Below are 17,760 nucleotides of genomic sequence, written 5' to 3' on the forward strand. Positions count from 1 at the left end.
GTCGCGTCTCTACAACCACTAACCCCAGCGGCCTTCCCTACCAATCGGCAGGCTCCCCCTCTCCCCCTGGAGAGGGGGCCGGGGGGTGAGGCGAACTACCTGAACGAAGCGGTAGAGATGCTTCGGCTGCGCTCAGCATGACGTGCTGGCCACACGCAGCACATTTTCCACATCAGCACATTCCGCACATTCCCCCGCATGGCCCTGCTCAACAAATACAGCCGCATCTACACCCAGGACGACAGCTTGCCGGCCTCGCAGGCTATGCTGATTGGCTCCGGCATTGCGGAGGCCGATTTGCGCAAGCCGTTCGTGGGCATTTGCTCCACGGGCTTCGAGGGCAACACCTGCAACATGCACCTCAACCAGCTGGCCGACGCGGTGAAGCAGGGCGTGCAGGAGCAGGACCTGGTGGGACTGCGCTTCAATACCATCGGCATTTCGGACGGCATCACTAACGGCACGCCGGGCATGCGCTACTCGCTGGTGTCCCGGGAAATCATTGCCGATTCCATTGAAGCCATGGCCGGGGCCCACAACTACGACGCCCTAGCCTGCGTGGTGGGCTGCGACAAAAACATGCCCGGGGCCCTCATTGCCATGGCCCGCCTCAACCGCCCCAGCCTGATGGTGTACGGCGGCACCATTCGGGGCGGCACGTTCAAGGGGCAGCAGCTCAACATTGTGTCGTGCTTCGAGGCCTACGGACAGAAACTACAGGGCCAGATTTCGGACGAGGACTACCGCGGCATCATCCGCAACGCCTGCCCGGGGCCGGGGGCCTGCGGGGGCATGTACACGGCCAACACCCTGGCCGCCGCCATCGAAACGCTGGGCCTGAGCGTGCCCTACTCCTCGTCGGCCCCGGCCGAAAGCGCCGAGAAGCAGCAGGAATGCCGCAGCACCGGCGCGTACCTGCGCCGCCTGCTGGAGCTGGACCTCAAACCCCGCGACATTCTGGTGCGCGAGGCCTTCGAAAATGCCATGGTGGTAACCACTGTGCTAGGCGGCTCCACCAACGCCGTGCTCCACCTCATTGCCATTGCCCACGCCGCTGGGGTGCGGCTCACGCTGGAGGACTTCCAGGCCGTGAGTGACCGGACGCCGGTGCTGGCCGACCTCAAGCCCAGCGGCAAGTACCTGATGGAGGACCTTTCGGCCCGGGGCGGGGTGCCGGCCGTGCTCAAAACCCTGCTCAACGCCGGCCTGCTGCACGGGGATTTGCTGACCGTAACGGGCCGCACCCTGGCCGAAAACCTGGCCGACGTGGCTCCGCTGGGCCCCGAACAGGACATTCTGCGCACCGCCAGCAACCCCATCAAGCCCGACGGCCACATTCAGATTCTGTACGGCAACCTGGCCCCCCGGGGCGCGGTGGCCAAGATTACCGGCAAGGAAGGCACCCGCTTTGCCGGCCCGGCCATCGTGTTCGACTCGGAAGAGGAGCTGAACGAGGGCATTGTGCAGGGCCTGATTCAGCCGGGCCACGTCGTCGTGATTCGGTACGTGGGGCCCAAAGGCGGGCCGGGCATGCCCGAGATGCTCAAGCCCACGTCGGCCATCATCGGGGCCGGGCTGGGTGATAAGGTGGCCCTGCTAACCGACGGTCGATTTTCGGGTGGCACCCACGGCTTCGTTATCGGCCACGTGAGCCCCGAGGCTTACGACGGCGGCCCGCTGGCCCTGGTGGAAAACGACGACTGGATTACGCTGGACGCCGCCGCCAACACCATGGACGTGGCCCTGAGCGACGAGCAGCTGGCCCGGCGCCGCCAGCAGTGGCAGCAGCCCGCGCCCCCGGTCAGCCAGGGCGTGCTGCTGAAATACATCCGCACCGTGAGCGACGCCAGCCACGGCTGCATCACCGACTTAGCCGACCACCGCCATGTTCCCGAACCCGCAGCTTCAGTCCGCGCCAGCCTCGCCTGAGGCCCTGGCCGCCCCGCAGGTATCCGGGGCCGTGGCCCTGTTGCAGGGCCTGGTGGCCGAGGGCGTGGACACGATTTTCGGCTACCCCGGCGGGGCCATCATCCCCATTTATGATGCCCTGTATGATTTTCAGGAGCAGCTAAACCACGTGCTGGTGCGCCACGAGCAGGGCGGTATTCACGCCGCCCAGGGCTACGCCCGGGCCTCGGGACGGGTGGGCGTGGTGTTTGCCACCAGCGGCCCCGGCGCCACCAATCTGGTCACCGGTCTGGCCGATGCTCAGATTGACTCCACGCCGCTGGTGTGCATCACGGGGCAGGTGTTTGCGCATTTGCTGGGCACTGATGCCTTTCAGGAAACCGATATTCTGAACATCACCACGCCCGTTACCAAGTGGAATCACCAGATAACGGACGCCCGGGATATTCCGGCGGCGCTGGCTAAGGCCTTCTACATTGCCCGCAGCGGCCGGCCCGGCCCGGTTCTGCTCGACATCACCAAAAACGCCCAGCTGCAGCTGTTTGAGCACGCCGGTTACGCGCGCTGCACTCATATCCGCAGCTACCGGCCCCGGCCCGTGGTACGCCCCGAGTACGTGCAGCGCGCCGCCGAGCTCATCAACCAGGCCCAGCGCCCGTTGGTGCTCTGGGGCCAGGGCGTGCTGCTGGGCCAGGCCGAAGCCGAGTTCCGGGCGTTCATCGAGAAAAGCGGCATTCCGGCGGCCTGGACGATTCTGGGTGCCGGAGCCCTGCCCACCGGCCACCCGCTGAACGTGGGCATGCTGGGCATGCACGGCAACTACGGCCCCAACGTCCTCACCAACGAGTGCGACGTGCTCGTGGCCATCGGCATGCGCTTCGACGACCGGGTAACGGGCCGCCTCGACAAATACGCCCGCCAGGCCCAGGTGATTCACCTTGACATCGACCCCACCGAAATCGACAAGAACGTGACGGCCACCGTGCCGGTGTGGGGCGACTGCAAGGAAACCCTGCCCCTGCTCACGCAGCTGGTAGCCGCCCGCCAACACCCCGCGTGGTGCCAACGCTTCCGCGACCATGACGCCGAGGAGGTGGCCGCCGTGATTCAGGATGAGCTGTTCCCGACCCAGGACGAGCTGACCATGGGCGAGGTGATTCACCAGCTCAATGAACTGACCCAGGGCGAGGCCATCATTGTGACGGACGTGGGCCAGCACCAGATGGTGGCCTGCCGCTACGCCCGCCTCAACCACCCGCGCCTGAGCATCACCAGCGGCGGCCTGGGTACCATGGGCTTTGCGCTGCCGGCTGCCATTGGAGCCCGCTACGGCGCGCCGCACCGCACAGTGGTAGCCGTTATCGGCGACGGGGGCATTCAGATGACGATTCAGGAGCTGGGCACCATCATGCAAACGGGCATCGAGGTGAAGATTCTGCTGCTCAACAACCAGTTTCTGGGCATGGTGCGGCAGTGGCAGGAGCTGTTCCACGAGCGGCGCTACTCCGCCGTGGAAATTGCTAGCCCCGACTACGTGACGGTGGCCAACGGCTACGGCATTGCCGCCCGCCGCGTGGAGCACCGCCCCGACCTGCAACCCGCCCTCCGCCAGCTGCTCACTCACCCCGGCTCCTTCCTGCTGGAAGTGCGCGTGACCCGCGAAAACAACATCTTCCCCATGGTACCCCAGGGCTGCGGCGTGGGCGAAATCCGCTTAAAGTAACTGTCAGGGCGAGCCAGAGGCAACTGTCATTGCGAGGACGAAGGACGAAGCAATCCGTCCTTATCAAAGCGCAAAGCCCTGGAGAACTGACAAGCCCTGACCGAAGCTACCAATAAAAGGCTTTGGAACAGGTCAGGGCTTTTGCCTCTGATAAGGACGGATTGCTTCGCTCCGCTCGCAATGACGGGGTATTGGCTGCTACGCCGCTCGTCTCACCTCTCATGTATCACCGTCTTATGTCTCACAAGCAAGAATACAACATCACGGCGTACACCGAGAACCAGGTGGGACTGCTTAACCGGCTGGCCATCATCTTCTCCCGGCGCAAAATCAACATCGAGAGCCTGAACACCTCGCCCTCGGAGATTGAGGGGATTCACCGCTTCAACATCGTGGTGCATGAGTCGGAGGAGGTGGTGCGCAAAATTGCCCGCCAGATGGAGAAGCAGGTGGAGGTGCTGAAAGTGTACTTCAACCCCAATGAGGAAGTCATCTGGCAGGAAATGGCCCTCTACAAGGTGCCCACCGATGTCATTGCCGAGCGGGCACTGGTGGAGCGGCTGCTGCGGGAGCACGGGGCCCGGGCCGTGGTAATCCGCAAGGATTACACCGTGTTTGAAACCACCGGCCACCGCGAGGAAACCGACAAGCTGCTGACGGTGCTGCATCCCTACGGCCTCATCGAGTTTGTGCGCTCAGCCCGCATTGCCATCATCAAAGACAGCCAGGGCTTCCACCACAAGCTGCGCGAGTTCGAGCACCAGCAGCCCGGCGAGGATGTGAGCGAAAACGAGTTCCTCGACCGCCGCGACAAGGTGTTTTCGATGTGACCAAGCTTAGTTTATGGTTGCTGGTTTTTGGTTTTTGGCTTCGTTCGCTGCCTTATCCTCAACCATTCACAGCCATAAGCCACCAACCATAAATCAAAAACCAGCAACCATAAACCAAAAACCATCATGGCAACCATCAACTTTGGCGGCGTAGAAGAGCACGTAGTAACCCGCGAGGAATTTCCGCTGGAAAAAGCCCGCGCCATTCTGCAGAACGAAACCATTGCCGTGCTGGGCTACGGCGTGCAAGGCCCCGGCCAGGCCCTGAACCTGCGCGACAACGGCTTCCGCGTGATTGTGGGACAGCGGCCCGATTCGGCTTCGTGGCGCAAGGCGGAGGCTGATGGCTGGGTGGCCGGCGAAACGCTGTTTAGTCTGGAAGAAGCCGCCGCGCGGGGCACCATCCTGGCTAATTTGCTCTCCGATGCCGGCCAGATTGCCGTGTGGCCCACGCTCAAGCCCCACCTCACGGCTGGTAAAACCCTGTACTTCTCCCACGGCTTCGGCATCACCTTCAACGACCAGACGGGCATCATCCCGCCCGCCGACGTGGACGTGGTACTGGTAGCGCCCAAGGGCAGCGGTACTAGTCTGCGCCGTTTATTTGTGGCCGGGGGCGGGTTGAACTCGTCGTTTGCCGTGTACCAGGATGCTACCGGCCAGGCTTACGAGAAGGCCGTGGCCCTGGGCATCGGGGTGGGCTCGGGCTACCTGTTTGAAACCGATTTCCGCAAGGAAGTATACTCCGACCTCACCGGCGAACGGGGGGTGCTGATGGGCGCGTTGGCCGGCATCATCGAGGCCCAGTACCAGGTGCTGCGTCAGCGCGGCCACTCGCCCTCTGAGGCCTTCAACGAAACCGTGGAGGAACTCACCCAGAGCCTGGTGCCGCTGGTGGGCGAAAACGGCATGGACTGGATGTTCAGCAACTGCTCCGTCACGGCCCAGCGCGGCGCCCTCGACTGGAAAGGCCGCTTCCGCGAAGCCACCCTGCCCGTGCTCAACGAGCTGTACGACAGCGTGGCCTCGGGCCAGGAAGCCGCCCGCACCATCCAGCGCGGCTCCACGCCCGGCTACCGCCAGGAGCTGGAAGCCGAGCTGAAAGAAGTGCGCGACTCGGAGCTGTGGCAAACCGGCGCCACCGTGCGCGAGCTACGCTCCCGCGCCGCCGAAAAAGTAAAACAGGAAGAAGCCTACGCCCTCACGGCCGACGGTAATTAACGAAAATCTGCCTTGAACTGTCATTCCGAGCAGCGCGAGGAATCTGGTGTACTCCTTCGAGCGAGCAACTCAGATTCCTCGCGCTGCTCGGAATGGCAGTTTTTGGCGCTACCATCTTACTTATGGAACAAGCCACCCTCACCCCTGCCCTGCCGCTGCCCTTGGTGGAGCAGGCGGCCCGCACGCTGCAGGGCGTCATCAGTCCCACGCTGCTGCAGCACAATTTGGGGCTTTCGGCGGCCTACGGGGCTACTATTTATTTGAAGCGGGAGGATTTGCAGGTGGTGCGCTCCTACAAGATTCGGGGGGCCTACAACAAGATGGCGGGGCTGCCAGCCGATGAGGCCACCCGGCCGGTGGTGTGCGCCTCGGCCGGCAACCACGCCCAAGGCGTGGCCTACGCCTGCCAGCTGCTGGGCCGGCGCGGCTACATCTTCATGCCCGCCGCCACCCCCGCCCAGAAGGTGGACAAAGTGCGCCTGTTCGGGCGCGACCAAGTGGAGATTGTGCTGACCGGGGCCACGTTCGATGATTCGTCGCGGGCGGCGCAGGAGTTTTGCCAGCAGCGCCAGGGCGTGTACGTGCACCCGTTTGATGATGCCGCCGTGGTGGCCGGGCAGGCTACCGTGGGCCTGGAAATCCTCCGCGACGCCCCCGCTCCCATCGACTTCGTGTTCATGCCCATCGGAGGCGGGGGGCTGGCAGCGGGCGTGAGCAGCGTGTTCCGCCAGCTCAGCCCCGCCACCCGGCTGGTGGGCGTGCAGCCCCTGGGCGCGCCCTCCATGCACCGCGCCATCCAGACGGGGCAGCGGCAGCCGCTGGAGCACATCGAGAGCTTCGTGGACGGGGCGGCGGTGAAGTGCCCGGGCGAGCTGACATTTACCATCTGCCGGGAGCTGCTGGATGAGGTGGCGCTGGTACCCGAGGGCCAGGTGTGCGAGGATTTGCTGAAGATGTACAACGAGGAAGGCATCGTGCTGGAGCCGGCCGGTACGCTCAGCCTCTCGGTGCTGCACCAGTACGCCGCCCAAATCCGGGGCAAAACGGTGGTGTGCATCCTCAGCGGCTCCAACAACGACATCACCCGCATGGAGGATATCAAGGAGCGGGCGTTGCGCCATCAGGGCCGCAAGCACTATTTCCTGGTCACCTTCAACCAGAAGCCCGGGGCCCTGCGCCGCTTCGTGAACCACGTGCTGCGCGAGGACGACGACATCATCCAGTTTCAGTACATCAAGAAGAACAACAAGGAAAAAGGCCCCGTTTTCGTCGGCCTGGAAGTGCAGCGCCCCCACGACATTGCCGAAATCCAGCAGCGCATGGTGGCTGAAGGGTTTTCGTACGAGTATTTAAACGGGAAGCAGGATTTCCTGAGTTTGCTGGTATGAGGAAGCTCACTATTAAATGCTCTGTGGAAAAGCATCGAGCAGCAGCATAACAATAGTTACGAGTAAAGCCATTATCCAATATCTGCGCATCGATAAACTGATGTTAAGCTTACTCAAAACCCATCTAACCATTAGATATAGCGCAAAGCAAATAATAACAGCAATAGCAAACACGAAAACCATAAACGCATTTCCTAAAAATCTCCAGTCATCCTGATACCACCTCACCCATAGTGTAGGTTTTAAATTCTTACCAACCAGATACTCGTTCCATAAACTTTCTGAGTGAAACAGTAGGTTGACATGGCTATGCTCATTAATTACAAAGAATCCATTATAACTCCTCCCAATGATATGACCACGAAAGAAATACCATTTATTAATTCCTTTAATCTCTGAATACGGATTACTGAATTTCAATACAGTTCCAGAGCCAGGATCAAGCATAGTATTACCACCAGGCGTTTTAGCATCCCAATCCCCTATTCCTTGTGCATAAGTCCGGCTCATGGAAATGAATATTATCAACATTACCAGCAATAATTTATTCATTATCGAAACACCGTTATAGCGCGAATCTATCTTTCAAATATACAATGGGTTCATATGGATGCGTGTGTTACCAACCCAATTGCTGACACTGAATGCTCTACACAATACCGCCTGTTCAACGCCGAGACGCGAAGTGTCGCGTCTCTACGGTAGTTGGCCTTTGTAAGCCGCTTAGCAACTACACACTATCAATCAGATACTTACAACCACACCAGCGACTTTTTGAAATAGTAGGCGTGCCGAAAAACGGTTTCGGGAGGCCGGGGCTGGGGGTGTACTTGGGGCTTTCCTTCTGCCACGAAGTCATTGCCCCATGTCAACCGAGAAAGTCCACATCTTCGATACTACCCTGCGCGACGGGGAGCAAGTGCCCGGCTGCAAACTGAACCGGGACGAGAAACTGCTCATTGCCCGGCAGCTGGAGCTACTCGGCGTGGATGTAATTGAGGCCGGCTTCCCGGTTTCCAGTCCCGGCGACTTTGCGGCCGTGGCGGCCATTGCGGCCCAGACGCGCGAGGCCACCGTCTGCGGCCTCTCCCGGGCCGTGGAAAACGACATTCGCACGGCGGCCGAGGCCCTGAAAGCGGCCCGCTACCCGCGCATTCACACCGGCATTGGCACTTCGGAGTCGCACATCCGCTACAAGCTGCTGAGCACGCCCGAGCAGGTGCTGGAGCGGGCGGTGGCGGCCGTGAAGCTGGCCAAGTCGTTTGTGGAGGACGTGGAGTTTTACGCCGAGGACGCCGGCCGCACCGACAACGCGTTTCTGGCCCGCGTGTGCGAGGCCGCCATCCGGGCCGGGGCCACCGTGCTCAACATCCCCGATACCACCGGCTACTGCCTCCCGGCCGAGTACGGGGCCAAAATCAAGTACCTGGCCGATAACGTGCGCGGCATTGAGCGGGTGCGCCTCTCCACCCACTGTCACAACGATTTGGGCATGGCCACGGCCAACTCCATTGCGGGCGTGCTGGGCGGGGCCCGGCAGGTGGAGTGCACCATCAACGGCGTGGGCGAGCGGGCCGGCAACACGGCCCTCGAAGAAGCCGTGATGGTGCTCCGCCAGCACCCCTACCTCAACTTCAGCACCGGCATCAACACCAAGCTGCTGGCCGAAACCTCGGCTATGGTGTCGCACCTGATGAGCATGCCGGTGCAGCCCAACAAGGCCATTGTGGGGGCCAACGCCTTTGCCCACTCCAGCGGCATTCACCAGGACGGCGTAATCAAGCACCGCGAAACCTACGAAATCATCGACCCGCGCGAGGTGGGCATGCCCGATTCCAGCATTGTGCTCACCGCCCGCTCGGGCCGCGCCGCGTTGGCCTACCGCCTCCAGAAAATCGGCTACGACTTCGACCGCGTGGCCCTCAACAAAGCCTACACCCATTTCCTCGTCCTGGCCGACCGTCAAAAGGAGGTCGTGGACGAGGATTTGCGCGTGATGGTGGAGCAGCAACAACTGGTAACGGCGGGGTGATTCGCTAGTGCAGCAGACCGTCATGCTGAGCGCAGCCGAAGCATCTCTACTGCTTCGTTGAAATGCTATTAGTTAGTCAGAGGTAGAGATGCTTCGGCTGCGCTCAGCATGACGTTCTTTTACTTCTCACCCTCCTACCCTCCCACCATCCTATCCTAACCACCCCCACCCTTCTCTCATGCCTCACACCTTATTTGATAAAATCTGGGATGCGCACGTGGTGCGCGCGGTGGCCGGCGGGCTGTCGGTGCTCTACATCGACAAGCACCTGATTCACGAGGTGACCAGCCCCCAAGCCTTCGACGAGCTGACGGCCCGGGGCCTGACGCTGCGCCGCCCCGAGCAGATGCTGGCCACCGCCGACCACAACGTGCCCACCCGCCACCAGGACCAGCCGATTCAGGACCCGCTCAGCCGCTCCCAGGTGGACAAACTCACCGAAAACTGCGCCCGGCATGGCGTGGAACTGTACGGGCTGGGCCATCCCTACCAGGGCATTGTGCACGTAATTGGGCCGGAGCTGGGCGTGACGCAACCAGGCCTGACCATCGTGTGCGGCGACTCCCACACCTCTACCCACGGCGCGTTCGGGGCCATTGCGTTTGGTATTGGGACCAGCCAAGTGGCCCAGGTTATGGCCTCGCAGTGTTTGCTGCTGGATAAGCCCAAGCGCATGCGTATTACCGTGGACGGGGAGTTGCAGCCGGGCGTATCGGCCAAGGATGTGATTCTGCACGTAATTGCCCAGTTGGGCACGGGTGGGGCCACGGGCTACTTTGTGGAGTACGCCGGCAGCGCCATCCGCAGCCTGAGCATGGAAGGCCGCATGACGGTGTGTAACATGAGCATCGAAATGGGGGCCCGTGGCGGCCTCATTGCCCCCGATGCCACCACCTTCGCGTACCTGCACGGCCGCCCCTTCGCGCCCCAGGGCGAGGCCTGGAACCAGGCCGTGGCCTACTGGCAAACTTTGTTTTCAGACGAGGACGCGCAGTTCGACGCCGAGCACCGCTTCGAGGCTTCTGCCATCCGGCCCATGATAACCTTTGGCACCAACCCCGGCATGGGCATGCCGCTGGCGGCCAGCATTCCGGCCCCGGCCGCCGCGGCCGAAGCGCCGAGTTTCGAGAAGTCGTTGCGGTATATGGGTTTTGAGGCCGGCGAGTCGCTGCTGGGCAAGGAAATCAGCCACGTGTTTATCGGCAGTTGCACCAACTCCCGCATCGAGGATTTGCGCACGGTGGCCGCCTACGTGCGGGGCAAGCGCAAAGCCCCCCACGTGGAGGCCATCATCGTGCCCGGCTCCAAGCAGGTAGAGCAGCAGGCCATTGCCGAGGGCCTCGACCAGGTGCTGGCCGCTGCCGGCTTCGAGCTGCGTGAACCGGGCTGCAGCGCCTGCCTGGCCATGAACGAGGATAAGATTCCGGCCGGCGCCTATTGCGTGTCTACCTCCAACCGCAACTTCGAAGGCCGCCAGGGCCCCGGCGCCCGCACCCTGCTGGCTTCCCCCCTGGTAGCCGCCATTACGGCCGTGGAAGGCCGGCTGGTAGATGTAGCGGAGTATGTGCTTGAGTACGCGAACCAAGGCTAGTGCTAAAACTAGCTCCCCTCCTTGGAAAGGAGGGGTTGGGGGTGGTTGACCCACGCTTGAACGACAACTACTTCTACTTCTTAGCTCTAAAAAATCAACCACCCCCAGCCCCTCCTTTCCAAGGAGGGGAGCTAGTTCTAAAACAACTCACCCCACCCCCACATGGAAAAATTCACCACCCTGCGTACCGGTGTGGTTCCGTTGCCCATCGAAAACGTGGACACCGACCAGATTATCCCGGCGCGCTTTCTGAAAGCCACTACCCGCGAAGGGTTCGGGCGGAACCTGTTTGCCGACTGGCGCTACGCCGCCGACGGGCAGCCCAAGCCGGATTTCGTGCTGAATGATACCCGCTACCAGGGCCACCAGATACTGCTGGCGGGCCAGAACTTCGGGTGCGGCTCCAGCCGGGAGCACGCCGCCTGGGCCCTGTATGACGCCGGTTTTCGGGTGGTTATCAGCAGCTACTTCGCCGATATTTTCCGGGGCAACGCCCTCAACACCGGGCTGCTGCCCCTGCAGGTAACGGCCGCGGAGCTACAGGAGCTGTTTGCCCTGGTAGAACAAGACGCGCAGGTGGAGCTGACGGTGGACCTGCCCAGCCAGACGCTGCAGGTGCCGGGCCGACCCAAGCCAATTCGCTTCGAGCTGGACGCTTACAAGAAGGAATGCCTCATTAACGGCTACGACGACATTGATTTCCTGCTCAGCCAGGAAGAAGCCATAACTGCCTTCGAGCAACACCGGACATGGATATTCTAAGCAAACAGATTGTGGTACTGCCCGGCGACGGAATCGGGCCGGAGGTATGCGCTGAGGCGGTGCGCGTACTGCGGGCCGTGGCCGACCGGTTCGGGCACGAGTTCCAGTTCGACTACCAGCTGATGGGAGCCTGCGCCATTGACGCCACCGGCTCGCCCCTGCCGGAGCTTACGCTGGACGCCTGCCACCAGGCCGACGCCGTGCTGCTGGGTGCCATCGGCGACCCGAAATACGACAACGACCCCACTGCCCTGGTGCGCCCCGAGCAGGGCCTGCTGCGCCTGCGCAAGGAGTTGGGCCTCTACGCCAACATCCGCCCCGTGACGGCTTACGACCAGCTGCTGGAGCACTCCCCGCTGAAAGCCGAGCGGATTCAGGGCACCGATATCCTCATTTTCCGGGAACTGACGGGCGGGGTGTACTTCGGCGAAAAGGGCCGCTTTGATGAGGGTAACGCGGCCTACGACAACTGCACCTACTCGCGGGCCGAAATTGAGCGAATTGCCCACCGGGCTTTCCGGGCCGCCGAAACCCGCCGCCACAAGCTCACGCTGGTGGACAAGGCCAACGTGCTGGAAACCTCCCGCCTCTGGCGCGAAACCGTGCAGCAGCTGGCCCCGCAGTACCCCAGCGTGGCCCTCGACTACCTGTTCGTGGACAACGCCGCCATGCAGATTATCCTCAACCCCAAGCAGTTTGACGTGATTCTGACCGAAAATATGTTCGGCGACATCATCTCCGACGAAGCCTCCGTTATTGCCGGCTCGCTGGGGCTGCTGCCCTCGGCCTCGGTGGGCGACGCGGCAGCGTTATTCGAGCCCATTCACGGTTCCTACCCGCAGGCCAAGGGCAAAGGAATTGCCAACCCCATTGCCACCATCCTGTCGGCGGCCATGCTGCTGGACCACTTCGGGCTCACGGAGGAAGCCGACACCGTGCGCGACGCCGTGCAGCACGCCCTCGACCAGCAGGTAGTCACGCCCGAGCTGAACCCGGCCACGCGCTACACCACCGAGCAGGTGGGCAGCTTCATTGCCTACGCCGTGCTGGACATTGCCGACTGCGAGATGCACCGCAACAACATCAAGCTGGGCATGAGCACGATTATCTGACCCACAAGAAAACCGGTGGCGGCCGGTTTTCGGCGGTCTGGACTGGCGTACCTGAGTCTGACGTGCTGCAACACCGCTGGCAGCCCGGGCTCAGTTTCTGCCGGATGCCAGTCCGGATTGCCAGAACTGCCCCGCTCGCCGGGGCCGCCGGCCACATAGCCTGCACCGGCGAGGGGTGCTTCAGGGCCCGGGATGCGAACCGACATGGTTGGCACCCGGGCCTTTTTGCGTGAGCGACTTGCGCCTCGGCCCACCGGGCCGCTCAGCTCACCCGGGTTTCCAGCGGTTTCGCCACCGTTTTCGGCGGCTTGGACCCGGTTTTAGTGGCGGCCGGACGCATAAAGGAGGATGTTTACGACAGGTAATGCGCTACTCGCCTCCATTTTCCTCTCCCATCTTCCTATCCTTCACCGCTATGCTCCGCTTCCTTACCTCCGCCGCCGTCCCCACCCGCCTCTTCCTGCTGGCCCTGCTGCTGTTAGCCGGCACCGCCCGCGCCCAGAAACAACCGGTGGTAGCCGCCGGCCCCCGCACCCTGCTTACTTCCGATTCGGTGAAGCTATTTGTGCAGGTTGCCGGCAAGGGCACGCCCTGCGTGTTTGTGCATGGCGGGCCGGGGGCGGGTAGCTACTCGTTTGAGAAGCTGGGCGGCAACCGCCTCGAAGACAAGCTACAGATGGTGTACCTGGACCAGCGCGGCAGTGGCCGCTCGGGTAGCAGCCGCACCAAAAACTACTCAATGGCCCGCATGGTGCAGGATTTGGAAGAAGTGCGCCAGCAGCTGGGCGTGGCGAAATGGGTGGTAATGGCCCACTCCTTCGGTGGTACCATTGCCACGGCTTACGCCCAGAAGTACCCCCAGCGGGTGCAGGCGCTGGTGCTTACCAACGCCGTGCTGAACCCGGTAGCCGGGCTGGATAGCATGGTGGCGTACGGTAGCCGCCTGCTGCCCGCCGCCGCCCGCCCCGCCCCCGGCCTGCCCGCCATGCAGCGGTTTGGGATGGTGATGGGTGCGCTGCAGCAGCAGAAACTAGCTGGTCAGTTGCAGTTCTCCCACGACTCCCTGGCCGCCCGCGCCGTGCACACCAGCCGCGCCGTATCCGCCAACTCCGACTTTGCCCAGCAGGTGTTCAGCGGCCGCCTGGCTGATTATGGTCAGGACTACGCCCCCGCAACCGCCCAACTCCCCATGCCTGCGCTGATAATCCTGGGCCAGGACGACCGGACGACGGGTGCCACGGCTGCTACCTTCCGGTTTCCGCGCCAGCAGGTAGTTACGCTGCCCGGCAAGCACAACTCCTTCCAGGAGCAGCCCGCCAAGTTCCGCCAGGCAGTCGTTAGCTTCGTGCAGCAGCTTCCCCGCTAATTCTCCATGTCAGCTACTTCCCAGCGCCCGGCCCCGGTTTACCTCAACGACAAGTGGTTTTTGTTGCTGGGTATTCCGGTGCTGGGTGCGCTGGTGCTGTTGCCGCGCGGGGCCCTGCAGATTCGCTCCCTGCCCGAGCTGCTGGTAGCCTGGGCGTGCTCCACCCTGATTACCACCATTTTCTGGCTGCTGGGCCGCTCGTTGTGGCGCTATCTTTTCCGGCGGTTTCCGCGGGTGGAGCAAACCCGGCAGCGGCTGTGGTGGCTGGCCATCAGCAACACCAGCATTGCGGCACTTACCACGCTGGGCATCGGGCAGGTGGCCGCCCGGCTGCAGCACGGGCACCTTACCTGGGCGGCGTTCTGGTTTGAGTTCGGCCTGAACATGGTGCCTACGGTGGTCATTCAGCTGGTGTATGAAAGCTGGAATTTCTTCCGGCAGTGGGCCGACAACCTGCGCCGCACCGAGCAGCTCCAAAGTGCCAGCACCCGCAGCCAGCTGGAAGCTTTGCAAAGCCAGCTCGACCCGCACTTCCTGTTCAACTCGCTCAACACCCTTTCGGCCCTCATCGAGCCCGACAACGAGCCCGCCCAGGATTTCGTGGAGCAGCTCTCGGATGTGTACCGCTACGTGCTGCTGGCCCGCGACCAGCCCACCGTGCCGCTGAGCGAGGAGCTGGCCTTCGTGGAAACCTACCTGGCCCTGCACAAAGCCCGCTTCCGCGACAACCTGCGGGTGCGCTGGCAGGTGCCGGCCGCGGCCCACGCGGCCAGGGTAGCGCCCCTGAGCGTGCAGATGCTGGTGGAAAACGCCCTGAAGCACAACGTGGCCTCCCGGGAACACCCGCTGGAGCTGGAACTCTCGGCCGACCCGGCTACCGGCTACTTCACCGTGCGCAACACCCTGCGCCCGCGCACTGCCGGCCTCGCCCCCGGCACCGGCACCGGCCTGCGCAACGTGCGCCACCGCTACGAGCTGTTGCAGGCTCCGCAGCCGGTTGCAGTAACGCAGGAAGCCGGCTGGTTTCAGGTGCAGCTGCCGCTGCTGGTTCCCGACGAAAAACAGCTCCACGCCAGCCCGTAGCGCAAAGCCTTTGCTTTGCGTATCGTTGCCCGTCCGGGGCTGCACCGAGAATACGCTTACTACCTAACTTACCGCCGAACGTCTGACGTTTGGCCGTGCGCGAAGCAAAGGCTTCGCGCTACACTCCCTATACCGATGAAAGTCCTCCTGCTCGAAGACGAATATCCGGCCGCCGAGCGGCTGCAACGGCTGCTGCGCCAGGCCGCGCCCGAGGCCCAGGTGCTGGCCGTGCTGGATAGCGTGGCCGGGGCCCTGCAGTGGCTGGACACGCACCCCGCCCCCGACCTGATTCTGTCGGATATTCAGCTGGCCGATGGGCTGAGCCTGGAGGTGTTTGAGCAGACGGTAGTGCGCAGCCCGGTTATCTTCACCACGGCCTACGACGCCTACGCCATCCGGGCCTTCAAGGCCAACAGCGTGGACTACCTGCTGAAACCCGTGAAGCTGGCCGAACTGACGGCCGCCCTCACGAAGTTGCAGGAGTGGCGTACCCCGGCCACCGCCCCACCCGCCCCCAACGATACTGCCCAGCGCCTGGAGCGCCTGCTCGATGCCCTGCCCCGGCCGGAGCGGCAGTTCAAAACCCGGTTTCTGGTGCGCAGCGGCGAGCAGCTGCTGCCGCTGGCCGCCACCCAGGCTGCCTGGTTTCAGAGCCGCCACGAAACCACCACCCTCTGCACCCTCGACGGCCGCCGCTTCGTGGTAGAATACACCTTAGAGCAGCTCGAAAGCCTCCTCGACCCCGCCCAGTTCTTCCGCCTCAACCGCCAGCTGCTGGCCCAGCTGCCCGCCGTGCAGCGCCTGCATCCCCACTTCAACGGCAAGCTGCTGGTAGATTTGCAGCCCGCCCCGAGCGAGGAAGTGCTGGTCAGCCGCGAGAAGGCCGGGGCGGTGAAAAATTGGCTGGAGGGGTAGTTGGGTGGTTGGGTGGTTGGGTGGTTGTGTAGAGAACTGTCATCCTGAGCTTGCGAAGGACCTTCTTACGCCTAAACGTCATGCAGAGGCGCACTACGCCCCCGGCCTGACGAGCTGCTACCTGCTTTGAAAAAAACGAAGGACCTCATCACCCCTAAACCAGTCGTTCAGGCGTGATAAGGTCCTTCGCAAGCTCAGGATGACAGGCGTATTCAACCACCCAACCACCCAGCCCCCCAACCACCTAACCACCCAACCACCCAATTACCCCTCCAGCCACCCTACTGCACAAAGCTGGGGCGGATGAGGTTTTCGAAGGTGAAGATTTCATCCCACTTGGCCTGGGTGAGCAGCTGCCGCTCGGTTACGGCAATGTCGTGCACCGATTTGCCGGTTTTGAGGGCTTCGCGGGCAATATCGGCGGAGGTTTCGTAGCCCAGCACCGGGTTCAACTGCGTTACAATGCCGATGCTGTTGCGCACCAGGTTTTCGGCGTGCTCCTTGTTGGCGGTGATGCCCAGCACACACTTTTCGCGCAGGGTGCGGCAGGCGTTGGTCATGTAGCTGATGCTGGTGAACAGGGCGAAGCTGATAACGGGCTCCATCACGTTCAGCTGCAGCTGCCCGCCCTCGGCGGCCATGGTTACCGTCAGGTCGGCCCCGATGACGTAGAAGGCCGTCTGGTTCACCACTTCCGGCACCACGGGGTTTACCTTGCCGGGCATGATGCTGGAGCCGGGCTGCAGCGGGGGCAGGTTGATTTCGTTGATACCGCAACGCGGACCCGAGGATAGCAGGCGCAAATCGTTGCAGATTTTGCTCAGCTTCACGGCCGTGCGCTTCAGCACGCCCGAGAGCTGCACGTAGGCCCCGGTGTCGTAGGTAGCCTCAATCAGGTCGCCAGCCAGGCTCAGGTCGAGGCCGGTGATGTCGCGCAGGTACTGAGTTACCAGGTCGGCGTAGCCCTGGGGGGCGTTTACGCCGGTGCCGATGGCCGTAGCGCCCATGTTGATTTCGCTGATGAGGCGGCGGCTGTCCTCAATGCGCAGCAGCTCCTCGCGCAGGTTGGTGGCAAAGGCCTTGAACTCGTCGCCCATGCTCATGGGCACGGCGTCCTGCAGCTGGGTGCGGCCCATTTTCAGCACGTTGCGGAACTCCTCGCCCTTAGCGGCAAAGGCGTCGGCCAGCTCGCCCAGCACCTGGCTGTAGCCCACTAGCTTGTTGCTGAGGGCAATACGGAAGGCCGTGGGGTAAGCGTCGTTGGTGCTCTGGGAGCAGTTGACGTGGTTGTTGGGGTGGCAGAACTGGTACTCGCCTTTCTGGTGGCCCATCAGCTCCAGGGCCACGTTGGCAATTACCTCGTTGGCGTTCATGTTCACCGAGGTGCCGGCCCCGCCCTGAATCATATCGGTCAGGAACTGGCCGTCGAATTCGCCGGCGGCTACCCGGTCGCAGGCCCGGGCAATGGCGTCGGCAATTTCCGGCTTCAGCACGCCCAGGTCGCGGTTAGCCAGGGCAGCGGCTTTTTTCACGTAGGCCAGGGCCTGCACAAACAGCGGCTCCACCCGCAGCGGAATGCCCGTGATGTGGAAGTTCTCAAGAGCCCGCAGCGTCTGGATGCCGTAGTACACATCAGCGGGAATTTCACGCTCGCCCAGGAAATCGTGCTCAAGCCGGGAAGTAGTCATCAGAAAGGAAAGGTCAGAGGTGGGATAGTGTTCAACAGAGGGGAAAAACGGGGCGAAGGTACGGGCTGCCCGCAAACCACCGGCGGCCCGCCCCGGCCAGGTCTCTGTACTGCCCCACCACCGCGGAGGTTTTGATACGTG

The 17,760-nt window shown here is 62.7% G+C and carries 14 protein-coding genes; 12 read left to right on the top strand and 2 right to left on the bottom strand.

Translation table 11 applies throughout. The annotated features are described in order from the left end of the window. Positions 1-198 precede the first annotated feature (198 nt). The 5 genes from ilvD (at position 199) to ilvA (ending at position 7,070) form a co-directional block, all read left to right on the top strand. Complete coding sequence (ilvD, locus tag ACN19L_RS06015; RefSeq protein ID WP_426492624.1) at positions 199-1,929, top strand: dihydroxy-acid dehydratase; 1,731 nt, start codon at positions 199-201, stop codon at positions 1,927-1,929. Next, on the top strand, positions 1,886-3,631 hold the full coding sequence (ilvB, locus tag ACN19L_RS06020) for a biosynthetic-type acetolactate synthase large subunit (RefSeq protein WP_426492625.1): 1,746 nt from the start codon (positions 1,886-1,888) through the stop codon (positions 3,629-3,631). The genes ilvD and ilvB overlap by 44 nt, the downstream gene beginning before the upstream one ends. A gap of 236 nt (positions 3,632-3,867) precedes the next feature. Then, on the top strand, positions 3,868-4,461 hold the full coding sequence (gene ilvN, locus ACN19L_RS06025) for an acetolactate synthase small subunit (RefSeq protein ID WP_426492626.1): 594 nt from the start codon (positions 3,868-3,870) through the stop codon (positions 4,459-4,461). Positions 4,462-4,587: 126 nt separating this feature from the next. Then, positions 4,588-5,682, top strand: coding sequence for a ketol-acid reductoisomerase (gene ilvC / locus ACN19L_RS06030; protein ID WP_426492627.1), 1,095 nt, complete (start codon positions 4,588-4,590; stop codon positions 5,680-5,682). 122 nt (positions 5,683-5,804) lie between these two features. Beyond that, a complete protein-coding gene (ilvA, locus tag ACN19L_RS06035) occupies positions 5,805-7,070 on the top strand; it encodes a threonine ammonia-lyase IlvA (RefSeq protein ID WP_426492628.1) in 1,266 nt (421 codons plus the stop codon). Between the two features lie 12 nt (positions 7,071-7,082). Here the strand turns inward: ilvA and ACN19L_RS06040 are convergent, their stop codons facing one another. Next, entirely contained in the window at positions 7,083-7,622 is a 540-nt protein-coding gene (locus ACN19L_RS06040) for a hypothetical protein (RefSeq protein ID WP_426492629.1), read from the bottom strand. A 313-nt stretch (positions 7,623-7,935) separates the two neighbouring features. Here ACN19L_RS06040 and ACN19L_RS06045 point away from each other — a divergent pair, with 313 nt between their 5' ends. The 7 genes from ACN19L_RS06045 to ACN19L_RS06075 all read left to right on the top strand — a co-directional run bounded on the left by ACN19L_RS06045 (position 7,936) and on the right by ACN19L_RS06075 (position 15,931). After that, complete coding sequence (locus tag ACN19L_RS06045) at positions 7,936-9,102, top strand: 2-isopropylmalate synthase (RefSeq protein WP_426492630.1); 1,167 nt, start codon at positions 7,936-7,938, stop codon at positions 9,100-9,102. A 178-nt stretch (positions 9,103-9,280) separates the two neighbouring features. Then, positions 9,281-10,693 carry a 3-isopropylmalate dehydratase large subunit gene (leuC, locus tag ACN19L_RS06050; RefSeq protein WP_426492631.1) on the top strand — a complete coding sequence of 471 codons (1,413 nt, stop codon included), beginning with the start codon at positions 9,281-9,283 and terminating at the stop codon, positions 10,691-10,693. A 162-nt stretch (positions 10,694-10,855) separates the two neighbouring features. Beyond that, complete coding sequence (gene leuD, locus ACN19L_RS06055) at positions 10,856-11,455, top strand: 3-isopropylmalate dehydratase small subunit (protein WP_426492632.1); 600 nt, start codon at positions 10,856-10,858, stop codon at positions 11,453-11,455. Next, positions 11,443-12,567, top strand: a complete 1,125-nt coding sequence (gene leuB / locus ACN19L_RS06060) for a 3-isopropylmalate dehydrogenase (protein ID WP_426492633.1) — start codon at positions 11,443-11,445, stop codon at positions 12,565-12,567. Before leuD ends, leuB begins: the two co-directional genes overlap by 13 nt. 415 nt (positions 12,568-12,982) lie before the next feature. Further along, entirely contained in the window at positions 12,983-13,933 is a 951-nt protein-coding gene (locus ACN19L_RS06065) for an alpha/beta fold hydrolase (protein ID WP_426492634.1), read from the top strand. Positions 13,934-13,939: 6 nt separating this feature from the next. Continuing rightward, positions 13,940-15,016: a sensor histidine kinase gene (locus ACN19L_RS06070; protein ID WP_426492635.1), complete on the top strand. Its 1,077-nt coding sequence runs from the start codon at positions 13,940-13,942 to the stop codon at positions 15,014-15,016. Positions 15,017-15,151: 135 nt separating this feature from the next. After that, positions 15,152-15,931: a LytR/AlgR family response regulator transcription factor gene (locus tag ACN19L_RS06075; RefSeq protein WP_426492636.1), complete on the top strand. Its 780-nt coding sequence runs from the start codon at positions 15,152-15,154 to the stop codon at positions 15,929-15,931. A 281-nt stretch (positions 15,932-16,212) separates the two neighbouring features. On the opposite strand, the gene aspA is transcribed toward ACN19L_RS06075, so the two are convergent. Then, complete coding sequence (aspA, locus tag ACN19L_RS06080; protein ID WP_426492637.1) at positions 16,213-17,619, bottom strand: aspartate ammonia-lyase; 1,407 nt, start codon at positions 17,617-17,619, stop codon at positions 16,213-16,215. Positions 17,620-17,760: the final 141 nt, after the last annotated feature.

The sequence above is a fragment of the Hymenobacter sp. 102 genome (assembly GCF_049949205.1).
In the GTDB taxonomy this organism is placed as follows: domain Bacteria; phylum Bacteroidota; class Bacteroidia; order Cytophagales; family Hymenobacteraceae; genus Hymenobacter.

What these genes read in the sequence shown, in the direction of transcription:
- ilvD (WP_426492624.1), top strand. Translation starts at nt 199, where the DNA reads ATGGCCCTGCTCAACAAATACAGCCGCATCTACACCCAGGACGACAGC.
- ilvB (WP_426492625.1), top strand. Translation starts at nt 1,886, where the DNA reads ATGTTCCCGAACCCGCAGCTTCAGTCCGCGCCAGCCTCGCCTGAGGCC.
- ilvN (WP_426492626.1), top strand. Translation starts at nt 3,868, where the DNA reads ATGTCTCACAAGCAAGAATACAACATCACGGCGTACACCGAGAACCAG.
- ilvC (WP_426492627.1), top strand. Translation starts at nt 4,588, where the DNA reads ATGGCAACCATCAACTTTGGCGGCGTAGAAGAGCACGTAGTAACCCGC.
- ilvA (WP_426492628.1), top strand. Translation starts at nt 5,805, where the DNA reads ATGGAACAAGCCACCCTCACCCCTGCCCTGCCGCTGCCCTTGGTGGAG.
- ACN19L_RS06040 (WP_426492629.1), bottom strand. Translation starts at nt 7,622, where the DNA reads ATGAATAAATTATTGCTGGTAATGTTGATAATATTCATTTCCATGAGC.
- ACN19L_RS06045 (WP_426492630.1), top strand. Translation starts at nt 7,936, where the DNA reads ATGTCAACCGAGAAAGTCCACATCTTCGATACTACCCTGCGCGACGGG.
- leuC (WP_426492631.1), top strand. Translation starts at nt 9,281, where the DNA reads ATGCCTCACACCTTATTTGATAAAATCTGGGATGCGCACGTGGTGCGC.
- leuD (WP_426492632.1), top strand. Translation starts at nt 10,856, where the DNA reads ATGGAAAAATTCACCACCCTGCGTACCGGTGTGGTTCCGTTGCCCATC.
- leuB (WP_426492633.1), top strand. Translation starts at nt 11,443, where the DNA reads ATGGATATTCTAAGCAAACAGATTGTGGTACTGCCCGGCGACGGAATC.
- ACN19L_RS06065 (WP_426492634.1), top strand. Translation starts at nt 12,983, where the DNA reads ATGCTCCGCTTCCTTACCTCCGCCGCCGTCCCCACCCGCCTCTTCCTG.
- ACN19L_RS06070 (WP_426492635.1), top strand. Translation starts at nt 13,940, where the DNA reads ATGTCAGCTACTTCCCAGCGCCCGGCCCCGGTTTACCTCAACGACAAG.
- ACN19L_RS06075 (WP_426492636.1), top strand. Translation starts at nt 15,152, where the DNA reads ATGAAAGTCCTCCTGCTCGAAGACGAATATCCGGCCGCCGAGCGGCTG.
- aspA (WP_426492637.1), bottom strand. Translation starts at nt 17,619, where the DNA reads ATGACTACTTCCCGGCTTGAGCACGATTTCCTGGGCGAGCGTGAAATT.